The organism is Hymenobacter sp. YIM 151858-1 (assembly GCF_025979705.1).
Taxonomy (GTDB): domain Bacteria; phylum Bacteroidota; class Bacteroidia; order Cytophagales; family Hymenobacteraceae; genus Solirubrum.
This window is the reverse complement of the sequence record NZ_CP110136.1, coordinates 4182983-4202566: the sequence shown is the minus strand read 5'-3', so window position 1 is coordinate 4202566 and position 19584 is coordinate 4182983. Positions and strand designations below refer to the sequence as shown.

Genomic DNA, 19584 nt, shown 5'->3' with positions numbered 1-19584 from the left:
CCCTTTATGCAGCGTTACTCGCGTTTGAATAACCTGGTGGGCTGGCTGGTTTTTGCCATTGCCACCGTTACCTATCTGCTCACGCTCGAGCCCACAGCTAGTTTCTGGGACTGCGGCGAGTTTATTGCCTGCTCCTACAAGCTGTTGGTGCCGCACCCGCCCGGGGCGCCTACCTTCCTGCTCCTGGGGCGCCTGTTCTCGCTCCTGTCGTTCGGCGACGTAACCAAGGTGGCCGTGCTGGTCAATGCGTTGTCGGCGCTTAGCTCGTCGTTCACGGTGCTGTTCCTGTTCTGGAGCATTACCATGCTGGCCAAAAAGCTGGTGATGCACCGCCCCGGCATGCACGACGACCGCACCCTGGAGCCGACAAAAGGCCAAACCCTGCTCATTTTGGGCAGCGGCATAGTAGGTGCCCTGGCCCTCACCTTTTCCGATTCGTTCTGGTTCAACGCCGTGGAGGCCGAGGTGTACGCCATGTCGTCGTTGTGCACGGCGGTGGTGGTGTGGCTGATGCTGAAGTGGGAAAACCGCGCCGACGAAGCTGACTCCGATAAGTGGCTGATTCTGATAGCCTACGCAATGGGCCTCAGCATTGGCGTGCACTTGCTCAACCTGCTGGCCATTCCGGCCTTGGGTCTGATTTACTACTTCCGCCGTACGGCCCAGCCTACCTGGGTGGGCGGCCTGATTACCCTGGTTATCAGCAGCATTATCGTGGGGCTGATTCTGGTGGGCATCATCCCCGGCCTGCCTTCCATTGCGGGCAGCATCGAGGTGTTCTTCGTCAACTCCATCGGCCTGCCCTTCAACTCGGGCGTCATCTTCTTCCTCATTCTGTTCGTCGGGCTGCTGTGGTTTGGCTTCCGCTACTCGTTCCGGAGCGGCAACCGCCTGCTGAACACGGCCCTGCTCAGCCTGGTGTTTATCCTGATCGGCTACACCTCGTACCTGATCATCCCGATTCGCTCGTCGTTCCTGCCCACCATCAACGAGAACACGCCCAACGACGTGCTTTCGTTTGTGAGCTACCTGAAGCGCGAGCAGTACGGCGACCGGCCCCTGCTCTACGGCCCGCAGTTCAACGCCCAGCCCATCGACCAGAAAGAGGGCGCGCCGCGCTACGTGCGGCAAGGCGATAAGTACGTGGTAGCCGAGCACCGCCTGGAAACCATCTACGACGACGCCGACAAGATGCTGCTGCCGCGCCTGTACTCGCCCGACCCCGGCCACATTCAGCAGTACCAGAAGTGGGTTGATATTCAGCCCGACAGCAAGCCCACCATGGGCCAGAACCTAGGCTTTCTGTTCCGCTACCAGATGGGCCACATGTACTGGCGCTACTTCCTGTGGAACTTCGTGGGCCGCGACTCCGACGTGCAGCAAGCCGGCGTGATGTGGCCCACCGAGGCCGGCAAAAGCGGCTTGCCCGAACGCATTGCCGACAGCAAAGCCCGCAACAACTTCTTTGCTATTCCGCTCCTGCTGGGCGTACTGGGCCTGATCTTCCACGTGCGCCGCGACGGCCGCAACGCCCTCGTGGTGGGTCTGCTGTTCCTGTTCACGGGCCTGGCCATTGTGGTGTACCTCAACCAGCCGCCCATCGAGCCGCGCGAGCGTGACTACACCTTTACGGGTGCCACCTACGCCTTTGCCATCTGGATTGGCCTGGGCGTGCTCGGCCTTGCCGACTTGCTGAGGGCCGTACTGAAAGCCGATAGCCTGCGCGGCGGCGCGGCCGTAGCCCTAGGTCTGCTGGCGCCCGTGGTAATGGCGGCCCAGGGTTGGGACGACCACGACCGCTCCGACCGCTACAACTCCGTTGATTCGGCCAAAAACCTGCTGAACTCGCTGCAGCCCAACGCCATCCTGTTCACCAACGGCGACAACGACACCTTCCCGCTGTGGTACGCGCAGGAGGTGGAAGGCGTGCGCACCGACGTGCGCGTGGCCGTGCTCAGCTACCTGAACACCGACTGGTACATCGATCAGATGAAGCGCCGCAGCTACAAGTCGCAGCCACTGCCCATCTCGATGGAAAACGCCACCTACCGCCAGGGCACCAACGACTACCTGCCGTTTGTGGAGAACCCCTCGGTGGCCTCGGTAAACCTCAGCGAGTTTCTGCAGCTCGTGAAGCAGAACTCGCCGCTGCTGCAGGTGCAAACCCAAAGCGGCCGTCCGTTGCTCTCGTTCCCCACGCGCAAGTTTTACCTGCCCATCGATACCACGGCCGTTGAAAAGCTGGGCATTATCCCGGCCGAGCGCCGCGGCCAATTGGTGTCGCGCATGGAGTGGGACATGGGCCGCGGGGCCATCGAGAAGAAAAACCTGGTGATTCTGGACATGCTGGCCACCAACAACTGGCAGCGCCCGATCTACTTCTCCTCTACCGTGAACTCGCAGGACTTTATGAGCCTGCAGCCGTACTTCCAACTCGAGGGCCTGGCCTACCGCGTGTTGCCGCTGAAGGACCCCAACTACGATCCGCGCGGCCTCAACGAAGGCTACGTGGTGAATGATCAGATGTACGACATCCTGATGAAGCGCTTTGCCTACCGCAACCTCGACCGCGCCGACATCTTCTACGACGAAAACAACCTGCGCTTCCCGGCCAACTACCGCGACAAGTTCTACCGCCTGGCGCAGAGCTACGTGGATGCCGGCAACCTGCCCAAAGCCAAGGAGGTAATGGACTACTGCTTCAAGGTGATGCCCGACAAGAGCATTCCGTACGACTACTACGTGCCGCAGTTTGTGGTGCCGCTGGTGAAAGTAGGCGAAACGCAGAAGGCCAACGAAATCATGGACACCATGACGAGCCGCGCCCAGCAGAGCCTGGCCTATTACAGCGCCTCACCCGAAGCGGGCCTGTTCGACATGGAAATGCAGCTGAGCCTGCTCACGCTGCAGAGCGTGTACCGCGCCGCCGAGCAAATCGGCGACCGTACGCGCGCCACCCGCGCCCTGCAGCTGCTGCAGCAGTACTACCCGCAGGGCTAGTTTCCACCTCGGCCCTAGGTACCACGCGGCCCCGCCCCCCGGCGGGGCCGCGTTGCTTTTGGGTAGATAACGGGGGAGGCCACTTGCAGCTTTTCAGCCGGTTTGTGTTACTTACCAAACCATGCGTGTGCTACTCGTTTTGCTTTTGCTGTTTGGGGGCGCCGCCGCAAACGGGCAACGCTTGCCTGCGCCTGCTCGCCTGAACCTGGCCGGCCTTTACCAAACGCAGCAACACGCCGTAGCCGAGGCCCGGCGCGAGGGCGACAGTTTGCGCCTGTATGTGCGGTTTCCTAGGTCGGGCGGGGTGCTGCAACCCAGGCAGGGCTTGCGGGTAGTGGCCTGGGCCGGCTACGATGCCCGGCAGCCCCTGTGGCAGGACACCGTGCGGCTGCGTTCCTTTGTTGCCGCCGATGCGGAACAGCCTCCTGTGCTTGACTTCTGCGTACCGGTGGCGGCGCTGCAATCGGCCAAAATGCTGGCGGTGTGGCCCGGCAACGCCATGCCCGACCACCCCGGTACCGCGGCGTGGCTGGCGCTTACGCCCGAGGTACTGAGCCGGCCATTTGTGCTTACCGACTCCAGCAACCAGCCGCTGCTGCGCCGCTACCTGCTGGCCAATGAAGTGGTGCAGATTGATTGCTACGGTCCCGACCGACCTGCCACGCTGCGCCGCTACCCCGCCGACTTCGCCCCTGCCCTGCCGCCCCACACCAACCCCGCCATTCAGGGGGCCAGCAGCCGTACCCTCACGGCGCAAGCCGTAACCAAATTGCGCCCCGGCCAGTGGCTACGCATTACCGAACCGGGGCTTTACACGCTGCAAGTAGCCGATGCTACGCCCCTGGGTTTGCTGGCGCAGCCGCCTGGGTACCCGCTGGTACGAACAGCCCCGGAGCTGATAGAGCCGCTGCGCTACCTCAGTACCTCGGCCGAACGCGAACGGCTATTGCGGGCCGAGTCGCCGAAGCGCGCCGTCGATCAGTTTTGGCTGCGCGCGGCCGCCGATCAGCAACCCATAGCGCGGCAGCTAATTCGCACATTTTACGGGCGGGTCGAAGATGCCAACCGCCTGTTTTCGGCCCACAAGCCCGGTTGGATGACCGATCGGGGCCTGCTGTACGTGGTACTTGGCCCGCCCGAACGCGTACTGCGCACCAGCACCGAAGAACGCTGGGAGTACAACGACCCCGTGCAGGGCGGCCCTTACGTGTTCCGCCCCAAACCCAGTACCTTTGCAGCTGAATACTACGAATTGGTGCGCCGGCCCGAGCACGAATGGCTCTGGTTTCGTGCCGTGGAGCAATGGAGAAAAGGTTTGACCGTCCCGCAGGGGGCCGCCCGATGAACGAAGGCCGCCCCTCCTTTAAAAAATATCCGCCCCGCCAGCAGTCGGCCGAGCGCTCGGCCGATATGATTTTCGGCCTGCGCCCCATCCTGGAAGCGTTGCATGCGGGCAAAACCTTCGAGAAGGTTTTCCTGCTGAAGGGCCAGAAGCACAGCCTGGTGGCCGAAATCAGCGAGTTGGCCCGCGCCGCCGATACGCCGGTTTCGCTGGTGCCCATCGAGAAGCTCAACGCCCTTACCCGCAAAAACCACCAGGGCGCGGTGGCCTTTTTGTCGCCCATCGACTACGCTCCGCTCGACAACCTGCTGGCCGGCTTGTATGAACAGGGCAAGAACCCGCTGGTGCTCGTGCTCGACCGCATTACCGATGTGCGCAACTTTGGCGCCATTGCCCGCTCGGCCGAGTGCCTGGGCGTAGATGCCATTGTGGTACCTAGCCGTGGTGCCGCCCAGCTCAACGGCGACGCGCTCAAGACCTCGGCCGGTGCCCTTACGCGCGTGCCGGTATGCCGCGAGCCCAACCTGCACTCCACCATCCGCCGCCTCAAAGACTCGGGCCTGCAAGTAGTGGCCTGTACCGAAAAAGGCAACGAAACCCTCGAAAAAGCCACCATCGACATGACCGGCCCGCTGCTGGTAGTGATGGGCAGCGAGGAAGACGGCATCAGCCCCGACCTGCTCGAGCTGGCCGACGCCCGCCTGCGCATCCCGATGATCGGCCAGATTGGCTCGCTGAATGTGTCGGTAGCCAGCGGCATTTTGCTCTACGAAGTACTGCGCCAGCGGCTGATCAATTAAAAATGAAGAATTGAGAATTAAAACTGGCCGTTCAAAGTCCCATTAGGAATCATTGAACGGCCAATTTTTTAATTCTCAATTCTTCATTTTTAATTCAATTATACCCTTGTCCTTTCTTGCTCTTTACGTCGGCCACAAAGTCCTTCACGCGTTGCTCCTCGGTACGTTTGCAAATGAGCAGCACGTTGTCGTACTCGGCCACGATGTAGCCCTCTAGGCCTTGCACTACGACCAAGCGCTCGGAAGGTGTTTTGATTACGCATTCGCGCGTGTCGTACAGCAGGGCGTCGCCGTCGACCACGTTGCCATCGGCATCGTGGTGGCCCATACGGTGCAGCGAATCCCAGGTGCCTAGGTCGCTCCAGCCAAAATCGGCGGGCAGCACATACACATTGTCGGCCTTTTCCATCACCCCGTAATCGATGCTGATGTTGCGGCAGCGCGAGTAGGCTTGCTGGATAAAGCCCCGTTCGGCCGGGGTACCCAGGAGCATGCGGCCCTCGTCGAACACCTCGGCAATGTCGGAGAGGTAGTGGTGGAAGGCCCGGAGTATGGAATCGGCCCGCCAAATGAACAGGCCCGAATTCCACAGAAAATCACCGCTTTCCACAAACATGCGGGCCAACTCGGAGTTGGGCTTCTCGGTAAAGGTTTTCACCTTCTTCAGGCCGCCACCCAGCTGCTGCGCCTCGTCGTCGTGGAACTGAATGTACCCGTAGCCCGTGTCGGGGCGCGAGGGCTGAATCCCTAGGGTAATCAGCACATCCTGCGTGCGGGCGGCATCAATTGCGGTCCGGATTACCCCCTGAAACTCGTCTTCCTTCAGCACGGCGTGGTCGGCGGGCGTTACCACTATCACGCCCTGCGGGTCGCGCTGGGCAATGCGGTAGCTGGCGTAGGCAATGCAAGGGGCAGTATTGCGGCCAATGGGCTCGGCCAGAATCTGGTCGGGCGCAATTTCGGGCAGGTGCTGCTGCACCAGGTCTACGTAGTCGCGGTTGGTAACCACGTACACGTTTTCGGGCGGGCAAATGCCCTGAAACCGATCAACCGTAATGCGCAGCATCGATTTACCGACGCCGAGTACATCGTGGAATTGCTTGGGATGGTGAGTACGGCTGAATGGCCAGAAACGGCTGCCAATGCCGCCGGCCATAACCACCAAATAAGGAGCACCGGGAGAAGCCATTGTGCGGTTTGGTTGTGGAGAGAAAGAAGAAAAACCGAGCGGCACCTAGGCGCCTAATATCCGATTTTTCTTCAGCCGAAGAACACCCGGGCTATACCAGCCCTTCGCGCAGCAAATCGTGCAGGTGAATGAACCCCTGGAACTGCCCCGCTTCGGTAACGACCAGTTGGGTAATGTTGCGGGCTTGCATGCGGGCCAGGGCCTCGGCAGCAAACTCCTCGATATCGATGGTTACAGGGTTGGGGGTCATGATGGCGCGGGCCTGCACCTCACCTAGGCGCTCGGGCTCGAAGTTGGTAAGCATGCGGCGCAGGTCGCCATCGGTGATGATGCCTTGCAAGGAGCCGGCGGCGTCTAGTACGGCCGTTGCGCCCAAACGTTTGCCCGAAATCTCCAGAATTATTTCGCGCAGGCCGGCGTTATCGAATACCTGCGGCGCCTGGTTCTGGCGGCTTACGTCGCCCACCTTCAGGTACAGTTTTTTACCTAGGGTGCCGCCAGGATGCAGGTGGGCAAAATCGCGCGAGGTAAACCCGCGGGCCTCCAGCAGCGCCACGGCCAGCGCATCGCCCAGGGCCAGGGCGGCGGTGGTGCTGGTAGTAGGCGCCAGGTTGTGGGGGCAGGCCTCGCGCTCAACCGGGGCGTGCAAGATGAAATCGGCCTGCTTGGCCAGGTACGAGTCGCGGTTGCTCACCAGGGCGGCCATGGGCACCTGCTTGCGGCGCAGCAGCGGCACCAGCACTTTTATCTCGGGCGTATCGCCCGATTTGCTGATGCAGATGACGAAGTCGCCGGCCTGAATCATGCCCAGGTCGCCGTGGATGGCATCGGCGGCGTGCATGAACAAGGCAGGCGTGCCGGTGGAGTTGAGCGTGGCTACCATCTTGCCGGCAATGTGGGCGCTTTTGCCAATGCCGGTAACCACAACCCGGCCTTTGATACCGAGAATACTAGCAACACATTCTTGGAAATCTCCGGTTTGGCTAATAGCCTCGGCTACACCCCGAATGGCCTCTGCTTCTTGCAGAAGCACATTTTTTCCTATGGTATTGACGTCAGTCAACGGTTTCAATCTAAATTTGTCTAGATTGAGCAGTAAAGCCCGAACGTAGTTTTCGCCCGGTTTACCCCTTTGCTCAGCGAGGAAGAACGATGTCAGAAGCAGCAAACACAGCAGAACTTACGGCTCCCGTTAAAAAGGCTGCCAAACCCCTAGGGGCTGATTTGAAGGCCAAGTTAAAGGAAGTTTTTGGCTACGGTCAGTTCCGAGGTACGCAGGAAGCCATCATCCAAAACGTCATCGAAGGCCACAACACCTTCGTGATTATGCCCACGGGGGCGGGTAAGTCGCTGTGCTACCAACTGCCGGCGCTGGTGCTGCCGGGCACGGCCATCGTGATTTCGCCGCTTATCGCCCTGATGAAAAACCAGGTCGATCAGCTCAACGCTTTCGGGGTGAATGCGCAGGTGATGAACTCGACGCTCACCAAAACCGAGGCCAACAAAGTAAAGCGCGACGTGATTAACGGCGACGTGAAGCTGCTGTACGTGGCGCCTGAGTCGCTAACCAAGGACGAAACGCTCGATTTCCTCCAGAAGGCCACCATCTCGTTTGTGGCCATCGACGAGGCACACTGCATTTCGGAGTGGGGCCACGATTTCCGGCCGGAGTACCGCCGCATCCGGGGCATCATCGATAACATTGGCATGAACGTGCCGATTATCGCCCTTACGGCAACGGCCACGCCCAAAGTGCAGCTCGATATCCAGAAGAACCTGCAGATGGACGACGCTTCGGTGTTTAAGTCGTCGTTCAACCGCACCAACCTGTACTACGAGGTACGCCCCAAGCACCAGACCAAAAAGGCGCTGATTCAGTTTGTGAAGGGCATGAAGGGCCAGGCCGGCATTGTGTACTGCCTGAGCCGCAAAAAGGTGGAGGAAATTGCCGAGCTGCTGCGCGTAAACGACGTGCGCGCCCTGCCCTACCACGCCGGCCTCGACCCGCAAACCCGCATGCACAACCAGGATGCGTTCCTGAACGAGGAGTGCGACGTGATTGTGGCTACCATCGCCTTTGGCATGGGCATCGACAAGCCCGATGTGCGTTTCGTGATTCACTACGACACGCCGAAGAGCATCGAGGGCTACTACCAGGAAACCGGCCGCGCCGGCCGCGACGGGCTCGACGGCCACTGCCTGATGTTCTACAGCTACGACGACATCGTGAAGCTGGAGAAATTCAACAAGGACAAGCCCGTAACCGAGCGCGACAACAGCAAGCTGCTGCTGCAGGAAATGGCCAACTACGCCGATTCGGCCGTATGCCGCCGCAAGCAGCTGCTGCACTACTTCGGCGAGGTGTACGAAAAGGATTGCGGCTTCTGCGACAACTGCAAGCACCCCCGCGAGAAGTTTGAAGCTAAAGAATTTGTGAAGCTGGCGCTGCAGGCCGTGCAGCAAACCGAGGAGCGGTTTGGGATCGAACACCTGACTACGGTGCTCACGGGCCTGAAGAACCCGCACGTGGAAAGCTACGGCCACGACCGCCTGCCCGTGTACGGCAAAGGCGCCGAGCACGACATGCCCTTCTGGCACTCGGTTATCCGGCAGTGCATGATTGCCAGCTTCCTGGAAAAGGACATCGAGAACTTTGGCGTGGTGAAAATGGCCGAGAAAGGCGAGGCTTTTTTGCTGGAGCCGTACTCCATCAAGTTCTCGAAGGACCACGACTACGAGAAAGAAGTACAGCAGGAAGAGCAGAAGGAAGAGGTGCAGCAATCGGCCGGCCACGACGCCGCGCTGTTCGACATGCTGAAGGCCCTGCGCAAGAAGCTGGCTGCCCAAAAAGGTCTGCCGCCCTACGTGCTGTTCCAGGACCCTTCGCTGAAGGAAATGGCTACCACCTTCCCGGTGAAGATGGAAGATTTGGCGCACGTGTCGGGCGTGGGCCAGGGCAAAGCGCAGAAGTTTGGCGCCCCGTTCCTGGAGCTGATCAAGAAGTACGTAGAGGAAAACGACATTGTAACGGCTGCCGACGTGGTAGTGAAATCGGCCGTTAACAAGTCGAAAATCAAGATCTACATCATTCAGCAGATCGATAAGAAGATGGACCTGGAGGAAATTGCTTCCGCCAAGGGCATCGACATGCGCGAGCTGATGGAGGAGATTGAGCACATCTGCTACTCGGGCACCAAGCTCAACCTGAACTACTACATCGACTCGGTGCTCGACCAGGACCGCCAGGACGAGATTTACGACTACTTTATGAGCGCCACCACCGACAACATTGCGGTGGCCCTGAAGGAGCTCGGCACCGACGATTACACCGAGGAGGACCTGCGCCTGATGCGCATCAAGTTCCTGAGCGAAGTGGCCAACTAAACGCTCCTTTCTCGTTTAGGCTACTCGGCTGATTTGAACACGAACGCCCGCAGCTCCGGCTGTGGGCGTTCGTGCTTTTCCACCTAGGGCGTAGTTGCTATCTTCAGCTATGCCTGAAGTTGTACTGTACATCGCCGCCAGCCTCGACGGCTACATCGCCGCCGAAGACGGCAGCGTGGATTTCCTGAAGCCCTACGAACAGGCCGGGCAGGATTACGGCTACGCCGAGTTTGTGAAGTCGCTGAAGGCGGTGGTGATGGGCTCGCGCACCTACGAGCAGGTGCTGGGCTTCAACCTACCCGAGTGGCCCTACCAAAACCTCGATACGTACGTGTGCACCAAACGCACGCTGCCTACCTCCGCCGACCCGCGCATCTGGCTCTGGCCCGATTCGGTGTCGCAGCTGGCGCAGCAATTACCCAACGAAGGCCGCACGTGGCTGGTAGGCGGCGGCGCGCTCATCGACTCTTTTAATGCCGCCGGGCTGATCGACCGCCTGCTGCTGGCTGTGATTCCGGTTTTCCTAGGTAAAGGCGTCAAGTTATTGCATCAGCCACCGCCGCAAACCCTGTTGCTGGAGAACGTAACGCGCTACGACAACGGCGTGCTGATGCTGGACTACCGCTTGCAGGCGCAGGCCCCTGGGTAAGCAAAAAGCCCCGCGGCAGGTGCCGCGGGGCTTTTTTGATGCATGAAAACTTTTACTTGTTAGCAGTATTCGGCGAAAGCGCCCTGAAGGTTATCCACAATGCGCATCAGGTCGTTGCCCTCGATGTGGTAGCGCTCGATCATGTGCACCAGCTCGCCGTCTTTGAACAGGGCAATGCTGGGGCTGCTGGGCGGGTACGGCAGCATGTGCTCGCGCACTTTGGCTACGGCTTCGGTTTCCATGCCGGCGAATACCGTTACCAGCTTCGCGGGCTTTTTGTCGGAGCTCGAAAGCGCCATTTTGAGAGCCGGGCGAGCTTTGGCCGCGGCGCAACCGCACACCGAGTTCACGGCTACCAGTACGGTGCCGGTTTGGGTGCTGAGGGCGGAGTCTACTTCTTCGGGCGTCATGAGTTGCTCAAAGCCAGCCTCTACGAGGTCTTGGCGAATGGGAGCAACCATGTATTCGGGGTACATTGCCATGGTTGACAAGGGCTTGGGGGTACGAAAAGGATATGCGCCGGCAACTTAGCCGCTGCACCGCGCAAAATTACGCAAACTGCAGCTGGCACGGCCGCGTGTATAACCACTGCTGCCTACCCAGAAGTTTTCACGAGCTGTTAACTCGGTGTTCTTAGCCCATCGCTATGCAGGAGTTTGAAGGCCCCTAGGTGCCGCGCAGCCACCCGTTGCCCCACTATGCTGCGGGCTTTGCAGCAGAAACACAAGGGCTACCGGAACGGCGCCCACGGCATTGCCCAACGCGACGAAGCCGAAGAATGGCAAGCCCTGGCGCAGGCGGCCCCGGGCAAAGAAATGGCCTGATTCTGCGGCTGCTACGGGAAAATGCAATAACTTTCGACGAGCCCTAGCCCATTCACCAAGGAGCTTACTCGCCGATGAAACAATTTTTATTCTTAATTGGAGGGCTTGCCGCTGGGTTTACAGCCCAAGCTCAAACCGATACCGTACGGGCCTCCACGTTACCGCCCGCTCAGCTCGCCGAGAAATATTACAATAGTGGCGTCGCGAAATTCAATAACAAGAGCTACCAGGCCGCTCTGCAGGACTTCGACAAGGCCCTGTCGGTGAAGAAGGATTTCGCGCCGGCGTACTACAACCGCGCCGCCACCCGCTACGAGCTGAAGCAATACGCCCCGGCCGTGCAGGACTACAACGAAGCCATCCGCCTCGACCCCAGCAGCTTTACGGCGTGGTACGGCCGCGCCCAGGCCGAGCAGGCTCAGGGCCAGGCCGCCGAGGCCGAAAAGGACTACGGCAAAGTAACCGAGTTGAAGCCCGATTACGCCGTAGCCTGGTACGACCGCGGCGCCTTGCGCTTCGAGAAAGGCGACTATCAGGCCGCCCTAGGTGACTTTACGCAGGCCACCAAAGTCGACCCGAAGTATGCCTACGCCTGGCACGACCGCGCCAGCACCCAGCGCCAGTTGGGCAACATGGCTGCGGCCATCAGCGACTACACCGAAGCCCTGCGCCACAACCCCGATTTGCACGTGGCCCTGCTAAACCGCGCCGCCGCCAAGCGCCGCAACAAGGATTTGCAAGGCGCCCTGGCCGACTACAACGATTACCTGCGCCGGCGCTCCGACGACCCCGTGGGCTACCTGGGCCGTGGCACCGCCCGCTATGAGGCCAAGGACTACAAAGGCGCCATCGAGGACCTCTCGCAGGCCCTTAAGCTGAAGCCCGATTACGCTCTGGCACTAAACAACCGCGCGGCTGCTTACCTGAAGCAGGAGAATTACAAAGCTGCCGCCGACGATGCTTCGGCAGCCCTGAAGATTAACCCGCAGTACGCCGAGGCCTACCTGAACCGCGGCCACGCGCGCGAAATGCTGCGCGACGCCGGCGGCGCCTGCCAGGATTGGCGCCGCGCCGCCGAACTCGGCCTTGAATCCGGAACCAGCTACGCCGCTGCCTCGGGCTGCGAATAACGACGCCCTCTACCCTACCTAGCAATGCATAAGCTTCGTTATACCCTCGGCCTGGCGGCCGGCCTGATGCTGGCGTTTTCGGCATCGGCACAAAGCGTAGAGTTTACCAAGGATCAGTTTTCGGACAACAAAGACGGCCTGAAAACTGCGCTGAAAGCACTGAAGCAAGGCGACGAGTGGTACCAGTCGGATCCGCCGCGCTTCGAGCAGGCCTTGCCCCATTACCTGGCGGCGCAGGAGCTCAACCCCAACAACGCGCTGCTCAACTTCAAGATCGGGCACTGCTACCTCAACTCGCCGTACAAATCGAAAGCGCTGCCCTACCTGCAGAAAGCCTACAAGCTCGACGCGGTGGTTGATGCCCGGATTCGGTACATGATTGGCCGCGGCCTGCATCTGAATGCCCGTTGGCAGGAAGCCATTGCCGAATACAAGGCTGCTATGCCCGCCGCCGGCACCAAAAACAGCACGGCCCTGCAGAACGACATCCAGAAGAAGATTCGGGAATGCGAATCGGGCTTGATGCTGCAGAAAAATGCCACCCGCGCCTTTATCGATAACGTTGGAGATGCCGTTAACTCGCCGTTTGCCGATTACGGCCCGGTAATCACGGCCGACGAATCGGTGCTGCTGTTTACCTCGCGGCGCGAAGGCGGCGTGGGCGACGAAAAAGACCCCGATTCGGGCGGCTATTTCGAGGATATTTGGCAATCGGTGAAAGGCGCCGATGGCAAGTGGCAGCCCGCCCGCAACCTAGGCGAAACCGTGAATACCAAAGGGCACGATGCCGTGGTGGCCCTGGCGCCCGACGGCCAGCGCCTGATTACTTATGTAGAGGACAGCGGCGGTGATATTCACCAAGCCGAGCTGCAGGGCACTACCTGGCGCAAGCCGCAAACCCTAGGTCGGCGCGTGAATGGCGGCCAGTCGCACGAGCCGTCGGCCGCGTACGCACCCAACGGCCGCATGCTGTACTTCGTGAGCAACGGCGGTGGCGAGGGCAACCGCGGCGGCCACGACATCTGGCGCATCGACATTGAGGGCAAAGGCAAGGCCGAGAACCTAGGGTCGGTTATCAACACGCCCTACGACGAGGACGGCATTTTTGTGCACCCCGACGGCAAAACGATTTACTTCTCGTCGCAGGGCCACAACTCCATGGGCGGCTTCGACATTTTTAAGTCGGTATGGCAAAACGGGCAGTGGAGCAAGCCCGAGAACCTGGGCTGGCCCATCAACACCCCCGACGACGACGTGTTCTTCGTGTTGTCGGCCTCGGGCCGCCACGGCTACTACGCCTCCTCGCGCGACGACTCGCAGGGCTCGCGCGACATCTACATGATTACCTTCCTGGGCCCCGAAAAGCCTCCGGTGCTATCGGCCGAAGAACCGCTGCTGGCCTCGCGCGCGGCCCCGGTACGCCAAACGCTGCTGGCCCCGGCCGTGCCCATTGCTACGGCCCAGGTAACCATTCTGAAGGGCACCGTGACGGACGCCGACACGAAGAAGCCCATCGATGCCACCATCGAGCTGGTCGACAACACGCTGAACCAGAACATTGCCACTTTTGGCTCGAATGCCAGCACGGGCCGCTACCTGGTGTCGCTGCCTTCGGGCGTGAACTACGGCATTGTGGTGCGGAAGGAAGGCTACCTGTTCCACTCCGAAAACTTCGACTTGCCCGCGGGCGCGGCTTTCTCGGAGGTAGTGAAAGACATTCCGCTGAAGAAGCTGGATGTGGGCGCCAAGGTGGTGCTCAACAACATCTTCTTCGACTTTGACAAAGCCACCCTGCGCAAGGAAAGCACTGCCGAGCTGGAACGCATCGTGCAGCTGATGACCACGGAATACCCCTCGTTGCGCATCGAAATTTCGGGCCACACCGACAACGTGGGCAAGGCGGTTTACAACCAGGATTTGTCGCAGCGCCGCGCCAAAGCCGTGGTTGATTACCTCACCAGCAAAGGCGTGCCGGCTTCGCGCCTCACCTCGGCCGGCTACGGCGATACGCAGCCCGTGGCGCCGAATACCACCAAGCAAGGCCAAGCGCTCAACCGCCGCACCGAGTTTAAAGTGTTGGGTAAGTAAGCCTCGCATCAAGGACAAGCAAAAAGCCCCGCCAGCAATGGCGGGGCTTTTTGCTTGAATCACCTCTTGTTACTCAACCAGCAACTGGCCGGCAGCGTCGCCGCAGCGCACTTGGTAGAGGCCAGCAGGTAGTCCGTGTAGATTAAGCGGTAGCTCGGAGGCGCGGGGTGGCAGCGCAAACCGCCGCACTTCCCGACCTAGGGCATCGGTTAGCAGCACTTGGCGGCTGACAGCGGCCGGCGCTACCGATAGCGTAGCAGCAGTTTTTGCTGGGTTGGGGTACAACCCTAGGTTGGCGGCCACTTTACGAGTGCCGGTGATAACCGCAGCATCGGCAGCGTACACAGCCATGTATGCCGATAGCTTGCTGCCGTCGCCGAGTTCGGTGAAGTCGCCGCCAGCTACCAGCTGGTTGGCGGGGCGCATAGCCAGAGCACGCACAATGCCGTTGAGGCCAGTGCCCAGGTTGCTCCAGGCAGTGCCGTTCCAGCGGGCAATGCGCGAGGCTGCGGCGCCACCCGCTTGCGAAAAAATGCCGCCTGCGTACACATCGGCACCGTTGGTTGCAATGGTAGTTACCGTGCCGTTCACGCCGCTGCCGAGGGCACTCCACGTGTTGCCATCCCAACGGGCAATGTTGCTGGCCGCCACCGAACCTGCCGTATTGAAGAAGCCGCCCGCGTAGAGCGTGTTGCCGACAAAAGCCAAAGCATTTACGTTGCCGTCGAGGCCGGCACCTAGGGCGCTCCAAGCAGTGCCGTTCCACTTGGCTATGCGGTTGGCGGGCGTAGTACCGGCTTGGGTAAAGGAGCCTACCGCGTACACCTCGCCGCGGTTTAGCGCGAGGGCCCGCACGGTGTTGTTCAGACCACCGACCACGCTGCTCCAAGCGCTGCCGTTCCACTTGGCGAGGTTGGGTGCGGCAACACCACCCGCTTGCGCAAAGCTGCCGCCCACGTACAAATCGGAGCCGCTGGCGAGCAACGCGTTTACGGTACCACCAACTCCGCTGCCTAATGCGCTCCAAGTGGTACCGTCCCAGCGGGCTATGTTTTCTGCTGGCACAGAGCCTGCTTGCGTGAAGCTACCAGCTACGTACACATCAGTACCGATAACCGCAATGGCTTGCACATCGCCGTTTAGGCCAGTGCCCAGGGCGCTCCAGCCCGTGCCGTTCCAGCGGGCAATGCGGTTGGCAGCTACGCCCCCGGCCGCGTTGAAGGTGCCGCCTACGTATACATCGGTACCACTTACCACCACGGCATTGATACTGCCATTCAGCCCTGAGCCGAGGCGGCCCCACTTGCCGCCGCTGTACTTGGCTACGCTGTTGGCCATCGGGAATTGCCCGGCAGCATACACCTCAGTGCCTACCAGTGCCAACGCGCGCAACTCCCCGGGCTCGAGGCCGGTGCCTACGGTGCTCCAGGCGTTGTTGCTCCATTTAGCGAGGCCAGGCGCAGCAGCGCCACCGGCTTGCGTAAACATACCGGCTACGTATACCTCGGTGCCGCTCACCACCAGGGCATAGGCGTTTTGGTTGAGGCCGGCACCTAGGGCGTTCCAGGCGGCGCCATCCCACTTGGCTACGCGGTTGGCGGCGCTGCCTCCGGCCTGCGTAAATGCACCTGCCACGTACACCTCGGAGCCCGACACACCTAGGGCATAGGCGGTGTTGTTCAGGCCGCTGCCCAAACTGCTCCATAAGGTGCCATTCCAGCGGGCCACGTAATTGGCAGCCGATCCGCCGGCCTGAGTAAAGCGGCCGGCCACGTACACGTCGGAGCCACTGATGGCCAGCGCGTTCACATCGGCGTTGAGGCCGGTACCCAGGCTGCTCCAGGCCGAGCCGTTCCAGCGGGCTACGTAGCTGGCCGGGTTGCCGCCGGCTTCGCTGAACTGCCCGCCCGCGTACACATCCGAACCACTCACCACGAGGGCATTTACCGGGTTATTCATCCCGGCACCCAGGGCGGCCCAGGCGGTGCCATTCCAGCGGGCAATGCGGTTGGCGGGCGTGCTGCCGGCCTGCGTAAAGGCGCCGCCTACGTACAGGGTAGTGCCGCTCAGGGCCAGCGCGTTCACGGCGCCATTCAGGCCCTGCCCTACCGGGTTCCAGGTTTTGCCGTCCCAGCGGGCCAAGTTGTTGGCATCGACACCGCCAATGTTGCCGAACTGGCCACCCACGTACACATCGGTGCCGCTTACGGCCACCGCGTGAATGAAACCACTGGCATTGGCGCGCCCGAAACCATCGGCCCAACGCTCGTCGCCGGTGCCGGTTACGTCCAGCAGTTTGAATACAGGCCGGCCGTCAGCAGCAAGCTGCAAGCCGTAGCCAGCCGGGTTAAAGGCGCCCGATGCGCCCGCGCGCAGCGAGCCATCGGGGTTAAGCGCGTGCCCCAGCGAAGTTGCGGCGTTGCCCGTTGCCTGAGCATCGGGTACGCCACCGGCGTGTGCGTTGGCACTTACCACCATCAGCAACGCAAGCGCGCCAAAGCGTAGCAGCTGGCTAAACCGGAAAGAGAAACGAGTAAAAATGTGCATGCAGTAAGTGTTGAGAGAAAAAGAAAATGCGGACGATAAATATGCTGCGCGGCCCAGCCGCTTCAAACATTTGCCAAGCATATTTTTAATATTTCCGGCATAGCAGGATTCTGCCAAGCCAGCCCTTGGTGTTGCGCCCGATGGGTTGCTGCTCCGGTGCCCCTACCCGTTTCCAACCAGCCCGTTGCATGCCATCGATGAGCCGCTGTGCCTTGCCCGCGCAACCGGCGTCTTGGCCCTTGTCAGTGATTCGCAGAAGCTAATCCTTAGCTTTGTGGTATGCCCGAATCCTCCCGCGACATCATTTTGCGGCGGGTGCGCGAAGCCTTGCAGCAGCCCAGCCCGCACCAGCCCGCCGCGCCCGACTTCTCGGCCCGGCTGTTTGCCGCCGCGCCCGATGATCTGGTGGTGGCCTTTGCCGAAAGCTTTGTGCGCGTAGGCGGCACGTTTTACTACTGCGCCACCGAAGACCATTTCTTCGATTTGCTGTACACCCACAAAAAGGAGCGCAACATTGAGCACCTGTTTGTGTGGGAGCCCGAGCTGAAAAAGCTGCTGCACACGGCCGGCATTGTGCACACCGCCGACGAAACGGAGTTTCTGGCCCACGCCGACGCGGGCCTGACTTCGTGCGAGGCCCTGGTGGCCCGCACCGGCTCGGTGGTGCTGGGCGCCGCCACGGCTAGCGGCCGGCGCCTGAGCATTTACCCCGATCAGCAGCTGGTGTTTGCCCGCGCCTCGCAGGTAGTGGCCGATATCGGCGATGCCCTGCAGCTGCTGCAAACCAAATACGGCGCCGATAAGCTGCCTTCCATGATTTCGCTCGCTACGGGCCCGAGCCGCACCGCCGACATCGAGAAGACGTTGGTGCTGGGTGCGCACGGCCCGCGCAGCATTACCTTGTTTTTGCTGGATGACCTCGCCTCTGCCTGAGCTGGCCCCCGTGCTGTTGGAGCCCGGCCGCCGGGTATACTTCGCTTCCGATTTTCACCTAGGGGCCCCCAGCCGCGAAAGCTCGCAGGAGCGGGAGCGGCGCATTGTGCGCTGGCTTGATTGCGCCGCGCAGGATGCCGCCGCCATTTACCTCGTCGGCGACATTTTCGATTTCTGGTTTGAGTACCGCCACGCCATTCCGCGCGGCTTTATCCGGTTGCAGGGCAAGCTCGCCGAGCTGGTTGATGGGGGCATTCCGGTTACCTTCTTCACCGGCAACCACGATATGTGGATGTTCGGCTACTTCACGCAGGAGCTGGGCATTCCGGTGCTGCGCCACCCCGTTAGCCTCACCATCGGGCAGCACCGCTTTCACATGGGCCACGGCGACGGGCTCGGGCCGAAAGACTACACCTACAAGGTGCTGAAGCGCATTTTCGCCTCGCCGGTGGCGCAGTGGCTGTTTGCCCGCATTCACCCGAACGTAGGCATCGGCATTGCCAACGCCTGGAGCCAGCGCAGCCGCATCAGCAACTCGGCCAAAGACGACGTGTACCTCGGCGACGACGAGTGGCTGCTGGTGTACTGCCGCGAGCTGGAAAAGCAATTCCACCACGACTACTACGTGTTCGGGCACCGCCACCTGCCGCTCGATGTAGCCGTTGGGCCCCACAGCCGCTACGTGAACCTAGGCGAATGGGTCAATTATTGCACCTACGGCGTTTACGATGGCCACAACCTTTCGCTTGAGCATTTTAAAGGCTGATGCCCGCCGCTGGGCCCTGGGTGCGCTGCTGCTGCTGGGCTACGGCAGCCAGGCCCAAACGGCCACCACGCCGCCCTCGGCGCCGGCGGCCGTGCGCCCACCCGCGCAGCCCGCCGCCAAACTGCCCACCGCTCCCGCAGCGGGCCTGGCGCTGGTGCGCACCATTGCGCTGCCCAAGCCCGGCCCGGCCTCGCTCGACCGCAAAGGCAACCTGTACGTAGCCGACGCGCAAAACAACCTGCGCCAGTTTGCGCCCGATGGCCAGCCGCTGGCCGTGTATTCGCCGCCGCTGCCCGGCCACACGGCGTCGGTTGAGGCCTGGAACACCACCAAAATCCTCGTTTTCTACGACGACCGGCAGGAGCTGCAGCTGCTCGATCGGTTTATGGCGCCCATTGCCACCGCCCGCCTCAGCGAGCTGACCGACAACGGCATGGTGCGCGCCGTAACCCTGGCGCCCGACGACAACATTTGGCTACTGAACGAGAGCAACCTCACGCTTAACCAGCTCGGCCGCGGGCAACAGCAGCGCTTCACCATCAGCACGCCGCTCGATTTGTTGCTGGGCCGCACCAAGCCCGATTTCCGCTTTCTGCGCGAGTACCAGAACAACCTCTACCTCGTCGATGGCACCTCCGGCATTTGGGTGTTCGACAACCTAGGGAACTACCGCAAGCGCCTGCCCTACCCCGGCCTGAGCTGGGTGGGCTTCCGCGGCAACGAGCTGTACTACGTGCAAGGCGGCCAGGTGCATTTCGTGGATTTGTATACCGCCAAAGAACGCCTGCTGCCCCTGCCCGTACCCGAGGCCACGCAGGTGCTCGTGGGGGAGCAATTTCTCTACACGCTCTCGCCCGCCGGCGTGGGCGTGTACCGCTTGTAGCACGCTTTTTTGCTTCTGCAGCCAACACTTGCTCGGCGGTTCTGCGTAT

General features: G+C 61.2%; 15 protein-coding genes. 11 read left to right on the top strand and 4 right to left on the bottom strand.

The window, feature by feature from the left end; all coding sequences use genetic code 11:
- Nucleotides 1-6: 6 nt before the first annotated feature.
- The 3 genes from OIS50_RS18690 to rlmB all read left to right on the top strand — a co-directional run bounded on the left by OIS50_RS18690 (nt 7) and on the right by rlmB (nt 5142).
- On the top strand, nt 7-3000 hold the full coding sequence (locus OIS50_RS18690) for a protein O-mannosyl-transferase family (RefSeq protein WP_264692155.1): 2994 nt from the start codon (nt 7-9) through the stop codon (nt 2998-3000).
- 121 nt (nt 3001-3121) lie between these two features.
- Nucleotides 3122-4345, top strand: a complete 1224-nt coding sequence (locus OIS50_RS18685) for a GWxTD domain-containing protein (protein WP_264692154.1) — start codon at nt 3122-3124, stop codon at nt 4343-4345.
- Nucleotides 4342-5142 carry a 23S rRNA (guanosine(2251)-2'-O)-methyltransferase RlmB gene (rlmB, locus tag OIS50_RS18680; protein WP_264692153.1) on the top strand — a complete coding sequence of 267 codons (801 nt, stop codon included), beginning with the start codon at nt 4342-4344 and terminating at the stop codon, nt 5140-5142. Before OIS50_RS18685 ends, rlmB begins: the two co-directional genes overlap by 4 nt.
- Before the next feature lie 94 nt (nt 5143-5236).
- On the opposite strand, the gene OIS50_RS18675 is transcribed toward rlmB, so the two are convergent.
- Together OIS50_RS18675 and OIS50_RS18670 are read right to left on the bottom strand one after the other, a co-directional pair.
- Complete coding sequence (locus OIS50_RS18675) at nt 5237-6331, bottom strand: mannose-1-phosphate guanylyltransferase (protein WP_264692152.1); 1095 nt, start codon at nt 6329-6331, stop codon at nt 5237-5239.
- Nucleotides 6332-6422: 91 nt separating this feature from the next.
- Nucleotides 6423-7403, bottom strand: coding sequence for a KpsF/GutQ family sugar-phosphate isomerase (locus OIS50_RS18670; protein WP_264692151.1), 981 nt, complete (start codon nt 7401-7403; stop codon nt 6423-6425).
- An 80-nt stretch (nt 7404-7483) separates the two neighbouring features.
- Here OIS50_RS18670 and recQ point away from each other — a divergent pair, with 80 nt between their 5' ends.
- Nucleotides 7484-9715: a DNA helicase RecQ gene (gene recQ, locus OIS50_RS18665; RefSeq protein ID WP_413617015.1), complete on the top strand. Its 2232-nt coding sequence runs from the start codon at nt 7484-7486 to the stop codon at nt 9713-9715.
- 109 nt (nt 9716-9824) lie between these two features.
- A complete protein-coding gene (locus tag OIS50_RS18660; RefSeq protein ID WP_264692149.1) occupies nt 9825-10364 on the top strand; it encodes a dihydrofolate reductase family protein in 540 nt (179 codons plus the stop codon).
- Nucleotides 10365-10423: 59 nt separating this feature from the next.
- On the opposite strand, the gene OIS50_RS18655 is transcribed toward OIS50_RS18660, so the two are convergent.
- A complete protein-coding gene (locus OIS50_RS18655) occupies nt 10424-10840 on the bottom strand; it encodes a BrxA/BrxB family bacilliredoxin (RefSeq protein ID WP_059072319.1) in 417 nt (138 codons plus the stop codon).
- Between the two features lie 222 nt (nt 10841-11062).
- Between OIS50_RS18655 and OIS50_RS18650 the strand changes: the two genes are divergently transcribed.
- From OIS50_RS18650 to OIS50_RS18640, 3 genes are all read left to right on the top strand, one after another.
- Entirely contained in the window at nt 11063-11188 is a 126-nt protein-coding gene (locus tag OIS50_RS18650; RefSeq protein WP_264692148.1) for a hypothetical protein, read from the top strand.
- Nucleotides 11189-11262: 74 nt separating this feature from the next.
- Nucleotides 11263-12318 carry a tetratricopeptide repeat protein gene (locus tag OIS50_RS18645; RefSeq protein WP_264692147.1) on the top strand — a complete coding sequence of 352 codons (1056 nt, stop codon included), beginning with the start codon at nt 11263-11265 and terminating at the stop codon, nt 12316-12318.
- 24 nt (nt 12319-12342) lie between these two features.
- Nucleotides 12343-14406: an OmpA family protein gene (locus tag OIS50_RS18640; RefSeq protein WP_264692146.1), complete on the top strand. Its 2064-nt coding sequence runs from the start codon at nt 12343-12345 to the stop codon at nt 14404-14406.
- 69 nt (nt 14407-14475) lie between these two features.
- On the opposite strand, the gene OIS50_RS18635 is transcribed toward OIS50_RS18640, so the two are convergent.
- Nucleotides 14476-16953: a beta strand repeat-containing protein gene (locus OIS50_RS18635; protein WP_264692145.1), complete on the bottom strand. Its 2478-nt coding sequence runs from the start codon at nt 16951-16953 to the stop codon at nt 14476-14478.
- Nucleotides 16954-17232: 279 nt separating this feature from the next.
- Between OIS50_RS18635 and OIS50_RS18630 the strand changes: the two genes are divergently transcribed.
- Genes OIS50_RS18630 through OIS50_RS18620 form a run of 3 tightly spaced genes read left to right on the top strand, consistent with a single transcriptional unit; the run spans nt 17233 to nt 19535 of the window.
- The gene (locus OIS50_RS18630) at nt 17233-17886 is read left to right on the top strand and encodes a LutC/YkgG family protein (RefSeq protein WP_264692144.1); all 654 of its coding nucleotides are present in this window, start codon (nt 17233-17235) and stop codon (nt 17884-17886) included.
- Nucleotides 17867-18652 carry a UDP-2,3-diacylglucosamine diphosphatase gene (locus OIS50_RS18625; protein WP_264692143.1) on the top strand — a complete coding sequence of 262 codons (786 nt, stop codon included), beginning with the start codon at nt 17867-17869 and terminating at the stop codon, nt 18650-18652. The genes OIS50_RS18630 and OIS50_RS18625 overlap by 20 nt, the downstream gene beginning before the upstream one ends.
- Complete coding sequence (locus OIS50_RS18620) at nt 18633-19535, top strand: NHL repeat-containing protein (protein WP_264692142.1); 903 nt, start codon at nt 18633-18635, stop codon at nt 19533-19535. Before OIS50_RS18625 ends, OIS50_RS18620 begins: the two co-directional genes overlap by 20 nt.
- Nucleotides 19536-19584: the final 49 nt, after the last annotated feature.